The sequence below is a fragment of the Blastococcus jejuensis genome (assembly GCF_039534705.1).
Taxonomy (GTDB): domain Bacteria; phylum Actinomycetota; class Actinomycetes; order Mycobacteriales; family Geodermatophilaceae; genus Blastococcus_B; species Blastococcus_B jejuensis.
Map to the genome: position 1 here is coordinate 311,990 of NZ_BAAAVV010000004.1, position 21,161 is coordinate 333,150.

At 73.7% G+C, this 21,161-nt stretch carries 23 protein-coding genes; 9 read left to right on the forward strand and 14 right to left on the reverse strand.

Annotation, left to right across the window (positions count from 1 at the left end; genetic code table 11):
• Positions 1–201: 201 nt before the first annotated feature.
• Entirely contained in the window at positions 202–405 is a 204-nt protein-coding gene (locus ABD644_RS11060) for a cold-shock protein (protein WP_344688911.1), read from the forward strand.
• 152 nt (positions 406–557) lie between these two features.
• On the opposite strand, the gene ABD644_RS11065 is transcribed toward ABD644_RS11060, so the two are convergent.
• Together ABD644_RS11065 and ABD644_RS11070 are read right to left on the reverse strand one after the other, a co-directional pair.
• On the reverse strand, positions 558–1,529 hold the full coding sequence (locus tag ABD644_RS11065) for a patatin-like phospholipase family protein (protein WP_344688912.1): 972 nt from the start codon (positions 1,527–1,529) through the stop codon (positions 558–560).
• Positions 1,526–1,774 carry a hypothetical protein gene (locus tag ABD644_RS11070; protein ID WP_344688913.1) on the reverse strand — a complete coding sequence of 83 codons (249 nt, stop codon included), beginning with the start codon at positions 1,772–1,774 and terminating at the stop codon, positions 1,526–1,528. The genes ABD644_RS11065 and ABD644_RS11070 overlap by 4 nt, the downstream gene beginning before the upstream one ends.
• Before the next feature lie 286 nt (positions 1,775–2,060).
• Between ABD644_RS11070 and ABD644_RS11075 the strand changes: the two genes are divergently transcribed.
• Positions 2,061–3,116, forward strand: coding sequence for a porin PorA family protein (locus tag ABD644_RS11075; protein ID WP_344688914.1), 1,056 nt, complete (start codon positions 2,061–2,063; stop codon positions 3,114–3,116).
• A gap of 80 nt (positions 3,117–3,196) precedes the next feature.
• Here ABD644_RS11075 and ABD644_RS11080 read toward each other — a convergent pair whose 3' ends face one another.
• A complete protein-coding gene (locus ABD644_RS11080) occupies positions 3,197–3,745 on the reverse strand; it encodes a DoxX family membrane protein (protein WP_344688915.1) in 549 nt (182 codons plus the stop codon).
• 127 nt (positions 3,746–3,872) lie between these two features.
• On the opposite strand from ABD644_RS11080, the gene ABD644_RS11085 reads away from it, so the two are divergent.
• Positions 3,873–4,346 (forward strand): DUF5313 family protein, encoded by a 474-nt coding sequence (locus tag ABD644_RS11085; protein ID WP_344688916.1) that lies wholly within the window; start codon positions 3,873–3,875, stop codon positions 4,344–4,346.
• Here the strand turns inward: ABD644_RS11085 and ABD644_RS11090 are convergent.
• Positions 4,343–4,972 carry a dihydrofolate reductase family protein gene (locus ABD644_RS11090; protein WP_344688917.1) on the reverse strand — a complete coding sequence of 210 codons (630 nt, stop codon included), beginning with the start codon at positions 4,970–4,972 and terminating at the stop codon, positions 4,343–4,345. The two genes, ABD644_RS11085 and ABD644_RS11090, sit on opposite strands and share 4 nt — an antisense overlap.
• A gap of 107 nt (positions 4,973–5,079) precedes the next feature.
• Between ABD644_RS11090 and ABD644_RS11095 the strand changes: the two genes are divergently transcribed.
• Positions 5,080–5,841 carry a class II glutamine amidotransferase gene (locus ABD644_RS11095; RefSeq protein ID WP_344688918.1) on the forward strand — a complete coding sequence of 254 codons (762 nt, stop codon included), beginning with the start codon at positions 5,080–5,082 and terminating at the stop codon, positions 5,839–5,841.
• A gap of 49 nt (positions 5,842–5,890) precedes the next feature.
• On the opposite strand, the gene ABD644_RS11100 is transcribed toward ABD644_RS11095, so the two are convergent.
• The gene (locus ABD644_RS11100; RefSeq protein WP_344688919.1) at positions 5,891–6,727 is read right to left on the reverse strand and encodes an ABC transporter permease; all 837 of its coding nucleotides are present in this window, start codon (positions 6,725–6,727) and stop codon (positions 5,891–5,893) included.
• Positions 6,724–7,719 carry an ATP-binding cassette domain-containing protein gene (locus ABD644_RS11105; RefSeq protein ID WP_344688920.1) on the reverse strand — a complete coding sequence of 332 codons (996 nt, stop codon included), beginning with the start codon at positions 7,717–7,719 and terminating at the stop codon, positions 6,724–6,726. Before ABD644_RS11105 ends, ABD644_RS11100 begins: the two co-directional genes overlap by 4 nt.
• A 182-nt stretch (positions 7,720–7,901) precedes the next feature.
• On the opposite strand from ABD644_RS11105, the gene ABD644_RS11110 reads away from it, so the two are divergent.
• Positions 7,902–8,381: a hypothetical protein gene (locus tag ABD644_RS11110; protein ID WP_344688922.1), complete on the forward strand. Its 480-nt coding sequence runs from the start codon at positions 7,902–7,904 to the stop codon at positions 8,379–8,381.
• Here the strand turns inward: ABD644_RS11110 and amaB are convergent.
• The 7 genes from amaB to ABD644_RS11145 all read right to left on the reverse strand — a co-directional run bounded on the left by amaB (position 8,371) and on the right by ABD644_RS11145 (position 15,639).
• Positions 8,371–9,897 carry an L-piperidine-6-carboxylate dehydrogenase gene (amaB, locus tag ABD644_RS11115; protein ID WP_344688923.1) on the reverse strand — a complete coding sequence of 509 codons (1,527 nt, stop codon included), beginning with the start codon at positions 9,895–9,897 and terminating at the stop codon, positions 8,371–8,373. The two genes, ABD644_RS11110 and amaB, sit on opposite strands and share 11 nt — an antisense overlap.
• Positions 9,898–9,933: 36 nt before the next feature.
• A complete protein-coding gene (locus ABD644_RS11120; RefSeq protein ID WP_344688924.1) occupies positions 9,934–11,580 on the reverse strand; it encodes a TIGR03086 family metal-binding protein in 1,647 nt (548 codons plus the stop codon).
• Entirely contained in the window at positions 11,577–12,236 is a 660-nt protein-coding gene (locus tag ABD644_RS11125) for a hypothetical protein (RefSeq protein ID WP_344688925.1), read from the reverse strand. Before ABD644_RS11125 ends, ABD644_RS11120 begins: the two co-directional genes overlap by 4 nt.
• On the reverse strand, positions 12,233–12,907 hold the full coding sequence (locus tag ABD644_RS11130) for a hypothetical protein (RefSeq protein WP_344688926.1): 675 nt from the start codon (positions 12,905–12,907) through the stop codon (positions 12,233–12,235). The genes ABD644_RS11125 and ABD644_RS11130 overlap by 4 nt, the downstream gene beginning before the upstream one ends.
• On the reverse strand, positions 12,904–13,224 hold the full coding sequence (locus ABD644_RS11135; RefSeq protein WP_344688927.1) for a putative quinol monooxygenase: 321 nt from the start codon (positions 13,222–13,224) through the stop codon (positions 12,904–12,906). Before ABD644_RS11135 ends, ABD644_RS11130 begins: the two co-directional genes overlap by 4 nt.
• Positions 13,225–13,349: 125 nt before the next feature.
• On the reverse strand, positions 13,350–14,585 hold the full coding sequence (locus ABD644_RS11140; protein WP_344688928.1) for an acyl-CoA dehydrogenase family protein: 1,236 nt from the start codon (positions 14,583–14,585) through the stop codon (positions 13,350–13,352).
• 112 nt (positions 14,586–14,697) lie between these two features.
• A complete protein-coding gene (locus ABD644_RS11145) occupies positions 14,698–15,639 on the reverse strand; it encodes an AraC-like ligand-binding domain-containing protein (RefSeq protein WP_344688929.1) in 942 nt (313 codons plus the stop codon).
• A 76-nt stretch (positions 15,640–15,715) separates the two neighbouring features.
• On the opposite strand from ABD644_RS11145, the gene ABD644_RS11150 reads away from it, so the two are divergent.
• From ABD644_RS11150 to ABD644_RS11165, 4 genes are all read left to right on the forward strand, one after another.
• A complete protein-coding gene (locus tag ABD644_RS11150) occupies positions 15,716–17,056 on the forward strand; it encodes a cytochrome P450 (RefSeq protein ID WP_344688930.1) in 1,341 nt (446 codons plus the stop codon).
• Between the two features lie 79 nt (positions 17,057–17,135).
• Positions 17,136–17,567, forward strand: a complete 432-nt coding sequence (locus tag ABD644_RS11155) for an ATP-binding protein (RefSeq protein ID WP_344688931.1) — start codon at positions 17,136–17,138, stop codon at positions 17,565–17,567.
• A 21-nt stretch (positions 17,568–17,588) separates the two neighbouring features.
• Positions 17,589–18,290: a GAF and ANTAR domain-containing protein gene (locus ABD644_RS11160; protein WP_344688932.1), complete on the forward strand. Its 702-nt coding sequence runs from the start codon at positions 17,589–17,591 to the stop codon at positions 18,288–18,290.
• Between the two features lie 35 nt (positions 18,291–18,325).
• Positions 18,326–19,063, forward strand: a complete 738-nt coding sequence (locus ABD644_RS11165; protein ID WP_344688933.1) for a GAF and ANTAR domain-containing protein — start codon at positions 18,326–18,328, stop codon at positions 19,061–19,063.
• A gap of 26 nt (positions 19,064–19,089) precedes the next feature.
• Here the strand turns inward: ABD644_RS11165 and paaZ are convergent, their stop codons facing one another.
• Positions 19,090–21,141 (reverse strand): phenylacetic acid degradation bifunctional protein PaaZ, encoded by a 2,052-nt coding sequence (gene paaZ / locus ABD644_RS11170; RefSeq protein WP_344688934.1) that lies wholly within the window; start codon positions 21,139–21,141, stop codon positions 19,090–19,092.
• Positions 21,142–21,161 lie beyond the last annotated feature (20 nt).

Consider the following 21,161-nt stretch of genomic DNA (forward strand, 5'->3'; position numbering starts at 1 on the left):
AGGCATGATCACCCGCGATCACCGGTATCCGCGCCGCGGCAGGGTAGAGTTCTCCCCGGTCGCTGTTGTGCCTCTGCTTCGTTCTCGAACGTCCGCAGTCGTCTCTGCCCTGACGTTCCTCTCGGTCCTGCCGGTCGGTGCGGCGGCCCGAAGACCGGCACTAGCCGGTCCGGACACCCCCTGCACGGAATGAGAAACAGCATGGCTCAGGGCACTGTGAAGTGGTTCAACGCGGAGAAGGGCTTCGGGTTCATCGCCCAGGACGGCGGCGGCGCCGACGTCTTCTGCCACTACTCCGCCATCGCGTCCGACGGCTACCGCTCCCTCGACGAGGGCCAGCAGGTCGAGTTCGACATCACGCAGGGCCAGAAGGGCCCGCAGGCGGAGAACGTCCGCCCGCTCTGATCGAGCAGTGATACGGGAGGGCCGCGGCGCACCAGCGCCGCGGCCCTCCTGCGTTCGTGTGACAGGGGGCGAGCAGGATCCCTACGAGGTGCACGGCCTCGTGACCGCCTGGACGATCCGGCCCTGGAACGTCGTCATCGGCTGAGCGCGGGCTACGGGCCCTCGGCCGCCAGCCGCAGCAGCGCCCGGACGGCCGGCGTGGACGCGGTCTTCCCGGCCTCGAGGAAGGCGCGCTGCACGACTGCGTCGAGGCGGTGCCGCGACATCGGGTCGTCGCCCATGGCCTCCTGCTCGGCCGGGCCGGGCGAGAAGACGACGGTCCGCGTCCCGGCCTCCTCGAGCGCGCGCACCTCGCGGCGGAGCAGCCGGGCGGCGTGCCGGCGGGAGGCCGCGAAGAACCCCAGCCCGTTGCCCGGGCCGCTCATCGGGGACACGATGATGACCAGGTCCAGGCCGCGTCCGCGCAGGATCGCGGCATTGGTGGGCGAGTGCGCGCCGCCGTCGACGTAGGTGTGGCCGCCGATCTCCACCGGGGTGAAGTAGCCCGGCACCGCGCACGAGGCCGCGACGGCCAGGTGCACCGGCGCGGGCGGGGAGCCCGGCCGGCCGAACACGATCCGGCGCCCGTCGCGACGCCGGACGGCGCAGACCCACAGGTCGCGATCGGGCCAGGCGGAGCGCTCCAGCTCCCGGAGCGCGGCGAGCTGCTCCACGATGTCGTGCCGCCCCGGCGCGAGCAGCGCCAACCCGGCGGCCAGCGGGCGGAACTGCCACGGGCGGATCAGCGCCCGCGCCACCATGTGCCGCCCCGGCGGCCGCGGCAGGCGCCGCAGGACCTGCAGGGGCCGCAGCGGGTCCAGCTCCGGGATCGGGACCTCGGCCATCTGACGCAGCAGGTCGTCATCGCCGCTGAGGGGAGCCTTGACCGTCCAGGCGGCCAGGTCCTGCGCCGAGACACCGAACCGCAGCAGCGTGCCGGTGATCGACCCGGCGGACGTGCCGACGATCACCTCGGCGGTGCGCGGGTCGAACCCGAAGTCGTGCTCGAGCACGGCGAGGACGCCGGAGTGGTAGGCCTGCCCGCGGACCCCGCCGGCCCCGAGCACGAGCCCCACCCGGGTCACGGGACCTCCCGCTGGTCCGGCGAGGCCGGGCTGGTCGAGACGAGCACCGGCCGCCCGGCGGCGATGCGCTCGACCCGCCGTCGCCGGGCGTGCGGGAGGACCACCCCGGCCGGGTGGCGGTGCGCCGGGCCGTGCGCGCGCACCGTCGTCTCCCGCTCCCACCGGGCGGTGTCGCTGCGCGCCATCGCGATCACACCGGCGGTGAGGACGACGAAGCCGAGGACGCTGAGCAGGAACCAGAGCACGCCCGCCACCTCTCGTCCGCTGGGACCCGTCGTCGGCGTCGATCATGCCGCCGGGGGGACCGTCGCGCCCGGTCACCTGGCCCCCTCCTGACGGGACCATCGGCCTCTTCCGGGGACCAGCGGCACCCGCGACGCCCGACGAGCGAACCTGGCACGAGGGTACGAACGACCCTCGGGCCGGCACGTGATCGCGAGCAGGGTCTGGGCAGGGAGCGAGTTCCGCGCATCCGGCCGGACCTCCCGTTCGTCCCGCCGGCCGACGACGGCCGCAGAACAGGAGCTCGACGTGAGGTTCACCCGATCATCGACCGCCCTCGCCGTGGTGGGGGTCCTGCTGCTCGTCGCGGCGGCCCTCGTGCGGTTCGTGCTCGTCCCGTCGATGAGCAAGCTGCCCAGCGACTTCGAGAGCAGCCAGGACTTCGAGGGCACCTACACCGGCCTGAACCCCGCCGCGCTCGCCGGATCGGCCGCCGGCGACGTCCTCCTCCAGGACGTCCCGGTGACGGCGACCCGCAGCTACGCCACCGACTCGGTCGAGGGCGACACCGCCGTCGTGGTCCGGACGATCGAGCGGAGCATCGGCGGGCAGGCCGACCCGCCCACGGAGACGCGCTACGCCGTCGACCGGGTGGACTTCGGGTCCGTCGACGCGCCGTCGGGCGCCGAGGACGTCGTCGCCAGTGACGGCCTGATCTTCACGCTGCCGCTGGACCCGGAGACCGACGGCGACTACCAGCTGTGGGACCAGACGACCGCGGCCGCCTACCCGCTGGAGTACGAGGGCTCGTCGGAGCTCGAGGGCCGGACGGTCTACGAGTACCGCTCGCAGGCCGACGGCGAGATCGCCGACCCCGCCGCGCTGGGTCTGCCGACGTCGCTGCCGAAGGCCACGCTGGCCGCGCTGGCCCCCGCGCTGGCCGACCTGCTGCCCCCGGAGCTGCTCGCCCAGCTGCCGGCGATCCTCCCGCAGCTGCCCGACGACATCCCGATCAGCTGGACGTCCGCGACGACCTCGACCGTCTTCGCCGACGCGGAGCTGGGCGCGCCGCTGCGGGCCGGCAGCGAGCAGCAGCTGACCGCCGAGTTGAACGTGGGCGTGCCGCTCCAGGTGCCCTTCTCGACCATCACGCTCACCACGACGGACGAGTCGACGCAGGCCCAGGCCGCCGACACGGCCGAAGACGCCTCGCGGCTGAACCTGTTCGGCACGATCCTCCCGATCGGGCTGGCGATCCTGGGGCTGCTGTTCCTGATCGCCGCCGCGCTGCTCGCCCGGCGGGCATCCCCCGGCGGGGCGACGCCGGTCAGGGCGAGGGACACCGGCACACCTGTCGGCGTCTGAGCACGACGCACGACCGCACGCACGACGGCGCCGGGGCCCGCGGGCTCCGGCGCCGTCGGCGTCCGTCCAGGCGGTGGGGTTCAGGTGGTGGCCCGGTCCTCGGCCCGGCGGCCGTACCAGCCGATGAGCACCAGCGCGGCCGAGATGAGGACGACGTTCTTGACCACGAACTCGCCGTCGGCGGTGAGCGCCAGGAAGCCGCTCCCCCACATCAGGTCCGACGCGGTGACGAAGGTGAGGAACGTGCCGGCGAGGTGCCCGGCCAGCACGAGCAGCACCAGCCGAGGGAGCCGGCCCACCACCAGCGCGAGGCCCAGGGCGACCTCGACCGCCCCGAGGGCGGGCACCGAGATGGCGGGATCGACGAAGGGCAGCGTCTGCGCGAGCAGCTCCTCCACCGGGCTGGTACCCGCCAGCTTCAGCGCGCCGAACCAGACGAAGACCAGCGCCAGCGCCAGGCGCAAGGCGGTCGGCGCGTACCGCGCGTTGAGCGCCACCGCGCGGTCCACGACGGCGGCGCCGGGCCGGCGCGGTGGGCGCCGCTCCCCCGCGACCAGCGTCTTCTCGCTGCGCGGCGCCGGCACCGCCGGTCGCTCCATCGTGGCCGTCGACCGCCGCTGCTCGACCATGGTTCTCTCCTCCGGATCGGAAGGCCGCGCCCGGTGCGCGGCCGTTCGCGGGGAGGAGGGGACGTCGGCCCGATCGGATACGTCACACCGACGGCGGCCGGTCGCGGCGCAGGGGTACACAGGGACGGTGACCGCGAGCGCACCGCCGACCACCTCCGCCGGGCCCGACGGCCGCAGCGGCACGCCCGCGCGTCCCGGTCCGTTCCGCTGGCTCTGGTACGCCCTCGGCGGCGGCCTGCCCCGGCGGTTCAGCCCGTGGGTGCTGCACGACACCTCGACCCGCACCTGGGCGCTACGGCACGTGCTGCGCTCGTTCGTGCAGCTCGCCGTACCTATCGCGCTGGTGCTCGTCCTGGTCCCCGGCCCGTTCTGGATCCGCGGGATGGCCGCGCTCGGCGGCATCCTGCTCGCCCTCTTCTTCTCGATCGCCTACATGACCGAGACGACCGAGAGCCGCGTCAAGCGGGCCGGGTACCCGGCCGGGACGGCACAGGCCGCGCGCGACGAGCAGGCACGGGAACGCGAGCTGCTCGACGGCGGGCGCCGCCGGGAGGCGGCCGCCCGGCGGGCCGCGCGCTACCGCGCCCGCCAGGGCCGCTAGCCCCCGCCCCGCGCAGGTCGCTCCCCCACCGCCCGCGCAGGTCGCTCCCCCTCCGCCCGCGCAGGTCGCTCCCCCTCCGCCCGCCCGTACCGCAGCAGCACGACCCCGTTGCCGAACCGGCGGGTCTCCTCCAGCCGCAGGTCGAGCCCCGCGCCCTCGGCGAACAGCCGGCGACCCCTGCCCAGGACCACCGGCTGCACGTAGAGCCGGTACTCGTCGACCAGCCCGAGCCGCTCGAAGGAGGCCGCCAGGTCGGCGCCGCCCAGGGCCACGTCGCCGCGCGCGGTGAGCTCGCGGACCTCCTCGGGCACGACCTCCCGGACGATCCGCGCGTTCCAGTCGGCCCGCTCGAGCGTGCGTGAGTAGACGACCTTCGGCATGTCCCGCCAGATGCGGGCGAACTCCCGCTCCGGCGCGCTGCTGGCGGGGTCCTGGTCCGCGGTCGGCCAGAACGCGGCCATCAGCTCGTGCATCACCCGGCCGTCGAGGAAGGCGCTCATCGTCGCCAGCTCCTCGTTGAAGTGGGTGTGCAACTCCTCGTCGACGCGGTGCCAGGAGAGGTCGCCGCCGGGCCCCTCGAAGAACCCGTCGACCGACACCGACAGGGCCACGATCACCCGTCCCATGGGCTCTCCCTCGTCAGCTCCCTTTGCGTCACGTCTGCCCCGCTGACCACGACGCACGCACGGATGTCCCCCGATCCTGGCAGCCGGCGGGGCATCGTGACGACACCATGTGCCGACTCCTGGGCTGGGCCAGCCGCGTGCCCACGACGCTGCTCGACCTGGTCGGCGAGCAGGACCTCGACGTCCTCACCGAGCTCTCGCGCAAGCACGCCGACGGCTGGGGCGTCGCGCGGGCGACCGGGAACGGCGTCACGGTGCACAAGCGACCCGACGCGGCGTGGGACAGCCGCGCGTTCCGGCTCTGGGCCCGGGGCCACGCGACGGATCTGGGGGTGGCGCACCTGCGCCGGGCCACGATGGGGCTGGACGTCGGGATCGAGAACACGCACCCGTTCACCGACGGGCGGCTGGCCTTCGCGCACAACGGCTCCGTGCTGACGGCGTCCTCGCTCGACCGGCTGGTCACCCCCGAGGTCGCCCGCCTGCGCCGCGGCACCACCGACAGCGAGCGCTACTTCCTCGCCCTGCTGACCCGCGTGCGGTCCGGTGCGACGCCGCGGGAGGCGCTGCGCGACACCGTCGAGGAGATCGCCGCGACGTCGTCCTTCACGAGCCTGAACTGCCTGCTCCTGACGCCGGAGGAGCTGCTCGCCGTCTGCCGCTTCGATCCCACCGTGTCGCAGGAGGACGAGGGTCCGGAGTACTACGACCTCCGGTACCGGGTCACCGACGACGCCGTGGTGGTGTCGTCCACCGGCTGGGGCAGCGGATGGCACGACCTCGCCAACGGCGAGATGCTCGTGGCTCGCCGGGGCACCCTGGAGTCGACCGTGATCCCCCGCCCCGGGCTCGTCGCCGCAGGTCGCTGACCAGCGCGCGGTCAGCACCGCGCGGCCCCGCTCGGCGGGGCCTGACCGGTCACCGGCTCCGGTACAGCCGGGTCGTGATCGGCAGGAAGACGGCCGCCAGCACCGCGGCGACCGCGAGCGACACGAGGATCGCGCCGCCGTCGGGGTCGCCGTCCATGAGCGACCGCGACGCCGTCGACAGGATCGAGATCGGGTTGACGTCGACGAACGCCTGCAGCGGGCCGGGCAGCGTGCTCGGGTCGACGAAGACGTTGGACAGGAACGTCAGCGGGAAGATGCCCATGAACCCGGCGTTCATGACCGCGTTCGGCGACCGCAGCAGCAGCCCGAGCACCGAGAACACCCAGGAGAGCCCGAACGAGAACACGACCACCAGCGCCAGCGCCGCGAGCGCGCCGCCGACCCCCGCGTCGGGCCGGTACCCGAGCGCGACGCCCACGACGATGATCACCGTGCCGGCGATGACGTACCGCACGCTGTCGCCCAGCAGCGAGCCGAGCAGCGGAGCCGGCCGCCAGATCGGCAGCGAGCGGAACCGGTCGACGACGCCCTTGGTCAGGTCGGTGTTCAGCGAGACGCCCGAGTAGACGGTCGTGAACAGGACCGACATCACCAGCAGGCCGGGCAGCGTGTAGTCGAGGTAGGCGCTGGTCGAGCCGGCGATGGCGCCGCCGAACAGGTACGTGAACATCAGCAGGAACATCACCGGCGTCACCGTGACGTCGAGCAGCTGCTCCGGCACGTGCTTGACCTTGAGCATGCCGCGCCAGCCGAACGTCAGCGCCGTGGACAAGGGCCCGGGCCGCGGTGGCCGCGCCGTGGTGGAGATGGCCCGGCGGACGGCGGCGGTGTCGGCGCCCTCCATGGTCGGGACGGCGGCGCTCATGATGACTGCTCCTCCAGGGTCGTCTCGTCGAAGGACGTGGCCTCGTCGGCCGTGTGCCCGGTCAGGGCCAGGAAGACCTCGTCCAGGCTGGGCTGCCCGAGGGAGAACTCCGCGATGCCGATGCCGGCCCGGGACAGCTCGGCGACACCGGTCGCCGCGCGGTCGGCGTCCGAGCAGGACACCGACAGGGCCGCGGGATCGGCCTCGAGGACGACGGTGCCGACGGCGCGCTCCAGGACGCCGGCCGCGCCGGGACGGAGGCCGGCGTCGAGCAGGCGGACGTGCAGCTGCCCGCTGCCGACCGAGGCCTTGAGCTGGGCCGGCGTGCCCTCGGCGATGACCCGCCCGTGGTCGATGACGGCGATCCCGTCGGCCAGCTGGTCGGCCTCCTCCAGGTACTGGGTGCAGAGCAGGATCGTCGTACCGCCGGCGACCAGGGCCCGGCAGATCTCCCAGACCTGGCCGCGCGACCGCGGATCGAGACCGGTCGTCGGCTCGTCGAGGAACATCAGCCGCGGGGTGACCACGATGCTGGCGGCGATGTCCAGCCGCCGGCGCATGCCCCCGGAGTAGTGCTTGACCAGCCGCCCGGAGGCGTCCCTGATCCCGAATGCCTCGAGCAGCTCGTCGGCCCGGGCCTTCGCGCCGACCCGGGGCAGCCCGAGGAGCCGGCCGAGCAGGATCAGGTTCTCCCGGCCGGTGAGCTCCTCGTCGACGGAGGCCAGCTGGCCGGTGAGGCTGACCTGGGCCCGCACGGCGTCGCCCTCGGTGCGGACGTCGTGGCCGAGCACGCGCGCGGTGCCGGCGTCGGGCGGGATCAGGGTGGCCAGCATGCGGATGGTCGTCGTCTTCCCCGCCCCGTTCGGGCCGAGCACGCCGTAGATGGCCCCCTCGGGCACGGCGAGGTCGACGCCCGCGACGGCGCGGGTCGCCCCGAACGACTTCTCCAGCCCGGTGGCCTCGATGGCCAGTGGTGCACCTGCGGTGGTCATGGGACTCCTCAGCTCCGGTTCTCCGGAATGCTCTCTCCCCCTACTGACAGAGCGTGCTCCCGGAACTGAGCGGAGGCGACCGACTTTCCGGAGTTCGGCAGCACCCCGGCCGATCCGGTCCCGTTCCCCCGACGCGGGTGCGACAGTGCTCGGCCATCACCGGTTCCCGGAAGGTGGCGGTCATGGCGTCTCGTCGCACCGACCTCGTCACGGGCGCGCTCGCCGGCTACGCCGCCAGCCGGACGATGGACGCGGCCACTACCGCCTTCTACGCGCGGCAGGACGAGGCGTCCAAGCGCCGCGAGCAGGATCTGGCTCCCGGCGGCACGCTGCGACAGCTGGGCCAGCAGCTCGCCGCCGCCGTCGGCCGGGACGTCGACGACGCCGCCGCGGCCCGGATCGGCGTGGCCGTGCACCGCAGTCTCGGTGTCGGCTACGGGGTCCTCGCCGCGGCCCTGGTGCGCCGCGGCTGGAGCCCGTGGGCGGCCGGGCTGACCGTCGGCGCCGGCGCGTTCCTCGTCGTGGACGAGGGCACCTCGCTCTCCCAGGCGGCCGACTACCCGCTGGTCAGCCATCTGCGGGGCGTGGTCGGGCACGCGACGTACGCGCTCGCCGCGGGGGCGCTGCTCGCCGCCCGCGGTCCGGCCGGCGTCAGACGGTGAACGTGACCCCCTGGGCGAGGGGGAGCTCACCGGAGTAGTTGATCGTGTTCGTCGCCCGGCGCATGTAGCTCTTCCACGCGTCCGAGCCGGACTCGCGGCCGCCCCCGGTCTCCTTCTCGCCGCCGAAGGCCCCGCCGATCTCGGCGCCCGACGTCCCGATGTTCACGTTGACGATCCCGCAGTCGGAACCGTCCGCGGCGAGGAAGCGCTCGGCCTCGGCGTGGTCGCCGGTGAAGATGCTCGACGACAGCCCCTGGGGCACGTCGTTGTTCAGCGCGATCGCCTCGTCCAGCGTCCGATAGGGCAGCACGTAGAGGATCGGCGCGAACGTCTCCCGGCGGACGACGTCGGTCTGACCCGGCATCCGGACGACGGCCGGCTCGACGTAGTACGCATCGGGCGCCTCGTCGGCGTGGCGCCGTCCCCCGCCGACGACGACCTCGCCGCCCTGCGCCCGGGCCTCCTCGAGCGCCGCCTGCATCGCCTCGAACGCCCGCCGGCCGATCAGCGGGCCGACGAGCGTCCCCTCCCCCACCGGCGAGCCGATCGGCAGCCGCCGGTACGCGGCCGCCACCCGCTCGGTGACCTCGTCGATCACGTCCTCGTGCGCGAGCACCCGGCGCATCGTCGTGCAGCGCTGGCCGGCCGTGCCGGCCGCGGAGAAGACGATGCCCCGGGTGGTCAGGTCGAGATCGGCCGACGGCGTGACGACGGCGGCGTTGTTGCCGCCGAGCTCGAGCAGCGAGCGGCCGAACCGGTCGGCCACCCGCGGCCCGACCGCGCGGCCCATGCGGGTCGACCCGGTCGCGCTCAGCAGGGCGATGCCCCGGTGCTCGACCAGCGCCTCACCGATCTCCGGACCGCCCACCAGCACCTGGCTCAGTCCCCCGGGCGCGCCGGTCTCCGCGGCGGCCCGGTCGAGCAGCGCGGCGGACGCCAGCGCCGACAGCGGCGCGAGCTCCGACGGCTTCCAGACGACGGGGTCACCGCAGACCAGGGCGAGAGCGGTGTTCCACGACCAGACGGCCACCGGGAAGTTGAACGCGCTGATCACGCCGACCACGCCGAGCGGGTGCCAGGTCTCCATCAGCCGATGCCCGGGGCGCTCGGAGCTGATCGTCTTGCCGTAGAGCTGCCGCGAGAGGCCGACGGCGAACTCGCAGATGTCGATCATCTCCTGGACCTCGCCCGCGGCCTCCGAGCTGATCTTGCCGACCTCGAGGCTGACCAGCGTGGCGAGGTCGGCCTTGTGCTCGCGGAGCAGCTCGCCGAGGCGGCGGACGAGGGCGCCGCGGACGGGCGCGGGCACGGTGCGCCAGGTGCGGAACGCCTCCCCCGCCCGCGTCACGACGTCGTCGACCTCGGCGGCGTCCTGCCAGCGGACGGAGCCGATCGGCCGGCCGTTGACCGGCGAGGTGACCGGCCGGTCGCCGGCGATCGCGTCGAGGTCGACCCCGCAGCGGCGCAGGGCCTGCTCGGCGGAGGAACGGAGCTCGTCGGCGCTGGGGAGAGTCACCCCCCGGACGCTAGCGGCCCGCCGCCGGCGCGGCGCTCAGCCGGGTCGGCGACCGAGGAGGGCGGCCAGCCGGGCGTAGGGGTCTGCGGACGGCGGCGCCGGAACGGGGGCGGCGAAGGCCTCGCTGCCCGCGCGCAGCCCGGCCGGCAGGAGCCGTTCGGCGATCCGCAGCGCCGCCTCGGCGAGCCGCGCGTCGAGCGGTTCGCGGCGGCCGAGGGCGACCGCGAGATCGTGGGTGTGGGCCACGACCTCCAGGAGGAATCCGGAGAGGGCGACCGGGGCCGGAACCTGTCCCCAGGGCACGGCGACGTCGTCGGGCGCGGCGGTCGCCCACGCACCGCGGGCCTTGCGGACGGCCGCCGGGAAGGCGACCGCCCAGCGGTCACGGCGCCCGGGACGCGGGGCCCGACCGCCGCGGGCCACCTGCTCGGCCCGTCGCACCGTCGTCAGCAGATGGTCGAGCAGGTCGGCGACCTGCCACTCGACGCAGGGCGTCGGGCGGGCCAGGTCGTCGGGCCCCACGCTGGTCACGACCTCCTCGGCCTGCGCGAGCGCCGCCTCGAACAGGTCCTCCAGGGCCGCGGGAGAGTCCGGCACCGGAACCGGTACCGGTGCCCCCGGCAGCCGGAAGAGCCGCCGGGTGTTGCCCTCGAGCAGCGCGCGGAACGTGTCGGCGGGCAGTTCACGGGCCAGCCGCAGCAGGCCCTGGTTGTAGTTCTCGATCAGCTCGATGTTCGGGGGCTCGCGCACGAAGTGGGTGGGCCCGTCGACGGCGGCGTCCGACCCGAACAGCACCCGCTCGGGGCCGACCTCGTCCAGCAGCCGCAGCACCTCGTCGGAGCTGCACCACGAGGTCTCCAGGTACAGGTTGTCCAGCTCCTGGGCGTGCCGCGCCGCCCGCCGGCGTCCTTCGGGCAGGCCGAGGAAGGTGTGGTACAGCACGAACGGGACCTGCGGGAACCGCTCCGCGAGCTTCCGGATCAGGTCGGGATCCGACGGGCCGGGGGCGGTGTGCACGCACACCGGCGCGCCGGCCTCGGCCGCCACCGCGAGGTAGGGGTCGAGCCCGGGCGCGTCCGCCGGGTACTCGTCGTACGAGGGGTGCAGCTTGAGCCCCACCGCGCCGTCGCTCAGGCGGCGGCGCACCTCGGCCACGCTCGGGCCGCCCGGGCTCACCCAGACCAGTTTGGTCAACCAGGACAGACCCTCGGTCACCCGGTCGACGAACCGGTTGTCCTGCCACGAGACGAGCGCGTGCGTCATCCCGCCGGAGGCCAGGGCGGCGCGCAGGCTGTCCAGGCCCATCGACTCCAGACCGGGCGCGCGCACGTGGACGTGCGAGTCGACCGGGTCCAGGCCGATCCAGAGGCGGTAGTCGGCGCCGGCGTTGTTGTCCCAGTGCTCACCCTCCGCCGTCACGGCGCAGTCGAACAGCAGGTGGTCGCCGGTGTCGGGCACCTCGGCGGTCCACGAGCCGTCGTCCTCCCGGTCCAGGGCGATGTCCCGGTAGGGCTCGTCGGTGCCGTCGAAGCCCAGGTGGAGGTGCAGCGGGCGATCGGTCGTGGCGAGGGGGCCGCGGTAGCGCACCCGGCCGGACGGGGCGCGCTCACCCACCGGCGAGACCCAGGTCAGGGGCAGGTCGTCCGTCGGCGGAGTCGTCGGGGAGGTCGTCGGAGAAGTCACAGCGTCAGGGTCCACCCGGGGCCACCGTTGTCGTCCCAGACCTCGGTGTCGTCCTCCGGCCGCGGGCTGCCGGAGCGCACGAGGTGGACGACGTAGCGGACGTCGAATCCCCGGGGTCCCCAGACCAGTCCGCGGAACACGTGCGGCAGCGGCTGCGCCCGGACGAACTCGTGGATGGGAGCCGGCTCGGCGGGCGCCCCGGCGGCCGGGTCGCCGAAGCCGAGACCGTCGAGCGCGGCCACCGTGTAGTTCGGCGCGGCCAGGTCCGGCAGGCCCGGCGAGACCCCCCACGCGATCCCGACGTGCGTCCAGTCGCCGGTCGGCTCCTCGTAGCTGATCTCCCGGGCGACGATCTCCTCGGTGAACACCGGCGAGGTCCGCGACTGCGCACCCTGGACGACGAAGAAGAAGTGGTGCAGCGAGTAGTCAGTGCGGCCGTCGAGCCGCCGGGGTGCCTCGATCACCGCGGTGCGCAACCCCGGGGCGGCGTCGCTCGGCGTCAGCACCCGGGTGTCGGCCTCCTCCCAGTCCGGCTCGGCGCCGAGCGGGGTGCAGACGACGTGGATCTGCACCATGTCGATCCCGGGCGCGGGGTCGACCCAGGTGCGGCGCAGGGCGAAGCACTCCTCGCTCATCGGACCCCGGGGCCCGGTCACAGGGTGTGCACCCAGTGGCTGCCGTTCGCGGGGGCGCGGCCGTCGGGGCCCAGCCAGAACTCGTCCTTCTCCTCCGGCGGCCACATGTGCCCGACGTGGAACTGCTGGACCAGCGTGGCCCCGCGCGGGCCGTACATGCGCGACTGCCACCGGTGCGGCCGCTCCATGTGCTGCAGCATCCAGTACTTGTCGTGGTGGAAGCGCTCCTTGTCCTGGTACGCGTAGTACTTGGTGGCGAGGTAGTCGGAGTCCCCGGGGAATCGCGGGTCCTCCATCGGGCTGTAGACGGGCGCCGACCAGTCGCCGACCGACCAGTAGATGCAGACGTTGGTCGTCCAGCCGTGGTGGTCGACGTACTCCAGGTCGCGGTAGACGATGTCCTCGCTGAACAGGTCCGTTGTCCAGCGGTGGCCGTTCTGGAAGACCTCGAACCAGTAGTGGAAGCGGTACTCCGGGGTCGACCAGCCGTTCTCCATGTCCCAGACCTCGCGGGGCATGCGCAGCACCTTGAGCCGGGTGCGCGGGAAGCCGCCGCGGTCCTCGAGGACCCGCGACTCGTGCTCCCACGACCAGTCCGGCACCTGCTCGGGCGGCGTGCAGGCGTAGTGGATGACGACCTGCTCGACGCCGGCCTCCTGGTCGGTCCAGCCCTTCGGGTAGTACCAGGTCACGGCTGCCACCCGCTTCCGGCGGCGCCGTCCCCGGGCCGGATGACCTCGTAGGTGCGGATGCTGGGCGTGCCCATCAGCAGCTCGGGCAGCGCGCGGTAGAACTCCTGCGTCACGTCCTGGTCGAGGTAACGCTGCATGGCCTCGGCGCTGTCCCAGCTCGAGACGGCGAGCACCTGGTCGCCGCTGCGCAGCGCCTGCGCGAAGAGCGCGCCAGGGGCGGAGGCGACCACCCGGTCGTTCTGCGTGACGAGGAGATCGGCGAGGCGGTCGACGGCGCCGGGACGCGCCTTCGCCTCGAGGATCCGGAAGACGGCCATATCGACCTCCTGGTCGCGCGCGCAGGGGCGCCGGTGGCCCCACCGTAGGAGTGGAGGAACCGGCGCGCACGTCGCCGCCGTCGTCACATCGCCCGCCGACGTCGAGGCCGCGGGGCCGCGCGGGCTCAGGCCATGCCCGAGGCCGCCAGCGGGTCGTAGCCCGGCGTGGTCAGCAACGCCTGCAGCTGCCTCCGGCGCACACCTACATTGCTTCCCTCGATGACCGGGTAGGACAGGGCATCCATCAGGTGGCGGACGATCGGGAACTCCTCGTCGTAGGCGGTGACGCCGACGATCCCGAGCAGCTCGGTGATGACGTCGACGCCCGTCCGGGAGCCGAATACCTTGGCGTGCAGCGCGAGTTCGGGCCCGCTGGGATGCATCGACATCACGGCGTCCAGTGCCCGCCAGGACAGCAGCCGGACCGCCTCGATCCGGCCCTTGGCGTCGGCGAGGACGTCGGAGACGGCCTGGTACTCGATGATCGGCACGGGGCCGCCGCGCGTCTCGGTCAGGGCGAAGCGGTAGGCGACGTCGAAGGCCTGGCGCATCGCAGCGACGGCGAAGATGCCGATCGAGGCACCGCTCGGGAAGAACGCGTTCCGGGTGAGCTGGACGCCCTGCCCCTCCTCTCCGAGCAGGTTCGCCCGCGGGACGCGCACGTCCCTCAGCCGCACGCGCGTCGTCAGCGCGCCCTTCAGCCCGGGCAGGTCGTAGTACTCCTCGACCTCGATCCGACCGGCGAGGTGCTCCCGCTCGGCGACGATCAGCGAGATGCCGCCCGGCGTCCGGCAGACGATCGTCATTACGTCCGGGCCGTCGCCGTCCCAGCCGCACAGGTGCGACGCCCAGGCCTTGCGCCCGTTGATGACCCACTCGTCGCCGTCGGGCTCCGCCGTGGTGCGCACCCCCAACCCGGGCCCCTCGGCGGCGAAGTTCGCGCTGCCCTCGGGTTCGCTGTAGGCCATGGTGGCCAGCGGCGCCCCGGAGTCGGCCAGGAACGGCGCGACGAAGCGCTCGATCTGCTGCGGGGTGCCGACCTCGTAGACGGGCATGAGCGCGATCAACGGTCCGGCCATCGAGATGACGAAGTCGGGGCTCTCCGCCGCCCACTCCTCGACGAAGATCGCGGCGTCGACGCCGCTGCTCGCCCGACCACCGAACGGCGTGGGGATGAATCCCTTCAAGAAGCCGGCGGCGACTGCCCGCTCGAAGGTCGGCCGGAACAGAAGGGCCCGGGCCAGCGGGCCCTGCTCGGCCCGCACGGCGACGGCGAGATCCCGCAGGTGATCCCGGGCGAACCCGCGGGCGGCCGCCTTGAGCTGCTCCTGCTCGGGGGTGAGGGTGAAGGACACGGTCATCGTCGGAACTCCTCGCGGACGCCTCGGTGGTCGACGCGAGGATCGCGGCGCGAGCAGCCGAGGGCCAGACAGCGCGTGCACGACGTCTCGGCATTCCGTGCACGGGCATGCGTCAGGTCGTGGCCACCCCGTCCCGGACGTCCGAGGGACGGGTGCCGAAGCGGCGCCGGAACGCGCGGGTGAACGTGGTCGGGTCGTCGAAGCCGTGGGCGGCCGCGACCTCGGCCACGGTCGCGGTCGCGGTCGTGCCACGGTCGGCGAGCACCCTCGCGCAGCGGTCCAGGCGCAGCCCTCGCACGGTGGCCGCGAAGGTGTCGTCGCCGTCGACGAAGAGGTTGTGCAGGGTCCGCGGCGAGATGGCGAATCGGCGGCAGACGCTCGTCACCGACAGCGCGCTGTCGGTGAGGTGTTCCTCGACGTGCCGCAGCACGGCGGCCCGCAGGACCGCGCGGGGAGTCGCCGACGGCGCGGCCGGCGCGGTCGCGGCCAGCACGGCGGAGGCGAACGACTGCTCCAGCTCGTGTGACGACGAGGGTCCGGCCGCGTCGCCGACGTCCCACAGCGCGCGCATCAGCGCGGTGACCACTCCCCCGACGCCGTGGCCGTCGACCGGCACACCGAGGCGGGGCGCGACGCCGGACGGTCGGGAGCCGAGCAGCCGGTGCGGCAGGCGGAAGGACAGCATCCGCCAGTCGTCGTCGAAGTCGAAGTAGTAGGGCTGGGTCGTGTCCACGAGGACGAACTGTCCCGGGCGGACGACGGTGTCCGCCCGGCCGATGCGGGTGCGGCACCGCCCGGCCAGCTGCAGGTTCACGAAGTAGAAGGCGTCGTCGGTGGCCGCGACCTCGCGCGGGCCGTGGCTGGTCGTCTGCGCCTGCGAGGCGATCCGGGCACGGTTGATCCCGACCAGCGGCCGCGTCTCGACCCGCCAGGCGAAACCCGGCCCGCCGTTCTTGCGGCCTGGCGTCAGCGGGACGAACGCCTGGCAGATGACCTCGCGCCAGTAGTCGAACTGATCGGGCTCGGGCAGCCGCGAGACGTCCCAGACGGGCATGGCGCATTCTGTCCCGGCCGGACCGGTCGCGGTCGTCGCGCCGACACCACAGTCCTCGCAGCCAGGGAGCAGGACCATGAACATCTCCGCGGTCGTCGACCCGGTTACCTACGAGGCGGGACCGCCGTTCGAGCTGCTCCACCAGATGCGGTCGTCGTCGGCGGTGGCGTGGGTGGACGAGCCGGCGCTGCACGGGCAGCCGGCCGGTCCGGGGTTCTGGCTCGTGCTCCGGCACGCCGAGGTCGAACGCGTGCTGCGCGACCCGGCGACGTTCTCGTCCTGGCTCGGCGCCACGCAGATCCGCGACGCCCAGGACCTCGACTGGGTCCGCCGGATGATGCTGAACATGGACCCGCCGGACCACTCCCGGCTGCGGCGGATGCTCTCGCGGTCGTTCACCCCGCGGGCGGTCGCCGCGCTGACCGCCGGAATCGAGGCGACGGCCGCCGGGCTGGTGGACCGGATGATCGGCGGGGCGAGCGAGGAGCGCTGCGACTTCGCCAAGGACGTCGCGGCCGACCTGCCCCTGCTCACGCTGGCCGACGTGCTCGGCGTGCCGGCCGAGGACCGGTGGCTGATGTACGACTGGTCGAACCGGGTGATCGGCTGGCAGGACCCCGACTACGCGGTGTCCGCGGCGTTCGACGGCACCGGGGGGACGGCGATGGCGCGGCGGGCCCTCGAGCTGCGCCCGCAGCCCGACGCCGACGGTCGGATGCCCGATCCCCGCACCCGCGCCGGCATGCCCGACCTCTACGCCTACGCCCGCCTGCTCGCCGAGGAGAAGCGGCGCACGCCCGGCGACGACGTGATGTCGATCCTGCTGGCGCAGTCGGGCGAGGACGGGCAGGTCAGCGACGCCGAGTTCGAGAACATGTTCTGGCTGTTCGCCGTCGCCGGCAACGAGACGCTGCGCAACGGCCTGCCCGGCGGGCTGATCGCGCTGCTGCAGCACCCCGACCAGCTGGCGGCCCTGCGGGCAGACCCTGCGCTGCTGCCCGGCGCGGTCGACGAGATGCTCCGCTGGTGGACGCCGGTGATGGTGTTCCGGCGCACCGCGACCACCGACGTCGAGCTGTCCGGTACCCCCATCCGGGCCGGCGACAAGGTCGTCGTCTCGTTCACCTCGGCCAACCGCGACGAGCGGGTGTTCGACGGGCCCGACCGGTTCGACGTCCGCCGCTCCCCCAACCCGCACCTGAGCTTCGGGCACGGGCCGCACTTCTGCCTCGGCGCCCAGCTCGCCCGGGCGCAGATGCGCGCGCTGTTCGCGGAGCTCCTGCGGCGCACCCGCACGCTGGAACTCGACGGCGAACCGGTGTTCCTGCGCTCGAACTTCCAGCGCGGGGTGAAGCGGCTGCCCGTCCGCTGGACCGCCGTGGGCGCACCGGATGTGCCGGGGCGGGGAACGGACTAGGCTGGGAGAACGCAGCGGATCGCATCCGCTCACCTGGTGGCCCCGGACCCGGCGACCGCACCGTCCTGGGGAGCCGGTCATGTCCACGCATTCCACCCCCACCACCGACGCCGTACCCGGCGCGGTCCGGCACGAGTGGCGCCTTCCCTCCACCGACGTCTCGGTCCGGTCGCTGCGCCACGGCCTGCGGGTCTTCCTGGACGACACGGGCCTGGCCCCCGACGACCTGAGCGACCTGCTCCTGGCGGCCTGCGAGGCCGCGACCAACGCGATCGAGCACGCGCAGCAGCCGAGCGAGCCCTTCTTCGACGTGCTCTTCGAGGTCGAGGACGGCCAGGTGACGATCGTCGTCCGCGACCACGGGACCTGGCGCGACGGTCCGACCGGCCCGTACCGCGGCCGCGGTCTCCAGATGATGTCTGCGCTCGCCGACACCACGGTCACCTCGCTCCCGCACGGAACGACGGTCACCATGCGCTCCGCCGTCGCCGCTGTCGGTACAGGGGGCTGAGCGGATGTGGCCTCGAACCGCGTGACGGAGATCGTCGCGGCCGTCGAGGCCCGGTGCCCGGACGGCCGGGGGCAGCCGGCCGCGCTGGTCGCCCTGTGCGCGGAATGGCTGCCCGTGACCGGCGCGGGACTGGCGCTGATGACGGCCGACGGGCCGGCCGGCACCGTCGCCGTCTCGGACGGGCCGGCGGGTGAGCTGGAGGAACTGCAGTTCTCCCTCGGCGAGGGCCCCTGTGTCGACGCGTCCCGAACCGGCCGGCCGGTGCTGCAGCCGGACGTGGCGCGCACGGCGCCCGGCCGGTGGCCGGCCTTCGCGGGCGGGGCCCACGCCGCCGGCCTGCGTGCCGTCTTCGCGTTCCCCCTGCGGGTCGGCGCCATCCGGGTCGGCGTCCTGGACCTGTACCGGGACACCGTCGGTGTCCTGTCCCCCGAGGAGCTGACCGACGCACTCGCCTTCGCCGATGCGGCCACTCTGATCGTGCTGGGGTTGCCTGCCGGGGACGGCGGCGAGCACGGCCCGCGCGACCCGGTGGCGGTGCTGGACGACCGGGCCGAGGTGCACCAGGCCACCGGGGTCGTGTCGGTCGATGCCGGGGTGACCCTGGAGGAGGCACTGATGCTGCTGCGGGCGAGGGCCTACGCCGAACATCGCCCGATCCGGGACCTCGCCCGGGACGTCTTGCGCGGGGTGGTCCACTTCCGCACGAAGGACGACGATCGGTGACGACGGCACGCGATCGACCGGAAGGGAGGGAACGCATGGCACGCGAGCAGCGCCTCGCGGAGGTGTTCGTGGAGCTGGCCGACACGCTCGTCGACGGATTCGACGTCGTCGACTTCCTGCAGGTCCTGACCGAACGGTGCGTCGAGCTCGTCGACACCGATGCCGCCGGCCTCATGCTGGACGACCAGCGCGGGAACCTCCAGGTCGTCGCCTACACCGACGAGTCGGCACGCCTGCTCGAGCTCTTCGAGCTGCAGCGGGAGGAGGGCCCCTGCCTGGACTGCTTCGCCAGCGGGGAGACCATCGCCAACGTCGACCTGGCCGACGCGGCGGGCCGGTGGCCGACGTTCGCCGAGGCCGCCCGGGAGGTGGGCTACACGGTGTCGCACGCCCTGCCGATGCGGCTGCGGGGTCAGGTGATCGGCGCGCTCAACCTGTTCACGATCGCGCCGACACCGCTCAGCGACGACCACCTCGCCGTCGTGCAGGGGCTCGCCGACGTCGCGACCATCGGCCTGCTGAACGAACGGGCCATCCGCGACCAGGTCGTGCTGTCCGAGCAGCTGCAGACCGCGCTGCACAGCCGCATCGTCATCGAGCAGGCCAAGGGCATCCTCTCCGCGCAGGGCCGGACCGACGTGGCGGCGGCCTTCCGGCTGATGCGCACCCATGCGCGCCGGTCCGGCGAGCCCCTGACCGCGGTCGCGACCGCCGTGATCGACGGCTCTCTGGACGCCGAGCGGCTGCACCGGGCGAGCGGCTCGACCGCCTGACCCGCCGCGGGACCAGGTGTACCGGGCTAGGCCGTCGTGGCCGGCGGCCAGGTCTTGGCGACCATCGTCAGGACGTCGTACGTCGCCACCGGATTGCCCTCGGCGTTGACGACGACGGCGTCCCAGCGCACCTCGCCGTGGTCGGCCCCACCGCGCGGGCTGATCTGCTTGGCCGTGAGCGTGACCGTGAGCTCCTCCCCCGGCTTGACCGGGGTCAGGAACCGGAGGTTGTCGACGCCGTAGTTGGCCAGGACCGGGCCCGGGTCGGGGTCGACGAACAGCCCCGCCGCCCACGACACGATGAGGTACCCGTGGGCCACGCGGCCGCCGAACAGCGGGTTGGCCGCGGCGGCCGCCTCGTCCATGTGCGCGTAGAACGTGTCGCCGGTGAACTCGGCGAAGTGCTCGATGTCGGCCAGCGTCACCGCGCGCGGCCCGGCGGTGACCGAGTCGCCGATGCGCAGCTCGGCGAGCGACTTGCGGAACGGGTGGACGCCGTCGTCGGTGCGTCGGGCGCCGGTCACCCAGCGCCCGCCGATCGCGGTCAGCATGTCGGGCGACCCCTGCACGGCGGTGCGCTGCATGTGGTGCAGCACGCCGCGGATGCCCCCGAGCTCCTCGCCACCGCCGGCCCGGCCGGGACCGCCGTGCACCAGCACCGGCAGCGGCGAGCCGTGGCCGGTGTTCTCCTTGGCGTCGTCGCGGTCGAGCACCAGGATGCGGCCGTGCGCGTGCGCGGCGCCGAGCACGAACTCCCGCGCCACCGCCTCGTCGTGCGTGACGATCGAGCCGACCAGGCTGCCCTGCCCCCGCGCGGCGAGCTCGACGGCGTGCGCCACGCCGTCGTACGGCAGCACGGTGCTGACCGGGCCGAACGCCTCGACGTCGTGCGGCTCGGAAGCGGACAGGTCGTCGCAGCGCAGCAGCATCGGCGGCAGGAACGCGCCGCGGTCCTTGTCCGCGCCGACGATCTCGACCTCCTCCGGGGTGACCAGCTCGGCGACCCCGCGCAGGGCCTTGACCGCGCGCAGCACCTCCTGCCGCTGGTCGATGCTGGCCAGCGCGCCCATGCGCACGCCCTCGGCACCCGGCGCCCCGACGACGACCTCGGCGAGCTTCGCGCGGGTGGCCTCGACGACGTCGTCCGCGAGCTCCCGCGGCACGAGCGCGCGGCGGATCGCGGTGCACTTCTGGCCGGCCTTCACGGTCATCTCGGTGACCAACTGCTTCACGAACAGCTCGAACTCGGGCGTGTCCGGCGTGGCGTCCGGGCCGAGCACCGCGCAGTTGAGCGAGTCGGCCTCGGCGCTGAACCGCACCGAGTTGGCCACCACCGACGGCGTGCTGCGCAGCTTGCGCGCGGTGGACGCCGAGCCGGTGAAGAAGACGAGGTCCTGGCCGCCGAGCTGGTCGAGCACCCCCGACGCGCTCCCGGCCAGCAGCTGCACCGAGCCCTCCGGCAGCAGCCCGGACTCGACGATCCGCCGGAACACGGCCTCGGTGAGGTAGGCGGTCTGGCTGGCCGGCTTGACGATCGACGGCACCCCGGCGAGGAAGGCCGGCGCCAGCTTCTCCAGGAACCCCCACACCGGGAAGTTGAAGGCGTTGATCTGCACGGCCACCCCGCGCAGCGGCGTCCAGATGTGCTGGCCGGCGAAGGTGCCGCGCTTGCCCAGCGGCTCGACCGCGCCGTCGAGGACGGTGACGTCGTCGGGGAGCTCGCGCTTGGCCTTGCTGGCGTAGGAGAGGACGGTGCCGAAGCCGCCGTCGATGTCGACGGCGCTGTCGCGGTCGGTGGCGCCGGTGCGGCGGCTGATCGCGTAGAACTCGTCCTTGTCGGCCATCAGCTTCAGCGCCAGCTGCTTGAGCAGGCCGGCGCGCTGGTGGAACGTCAGCTCGCGCAGCGCCGGGCCGCCCACGCTGCGGGCGTGGTCGAGCATCGCCGGCACGTCGAGGCCGGTGCTGCTCACCCGGGCGACGGTCTCGCCGGTCACAGCGTCGGCGACGCGCGCGCCCTCGTCCGAGGCGGCGAACCACCGGCCGGCGACGTAGCTCTCGAGCAGCGGTGCGGAGGTCATCAGAACCCCTTCCGAGCTTT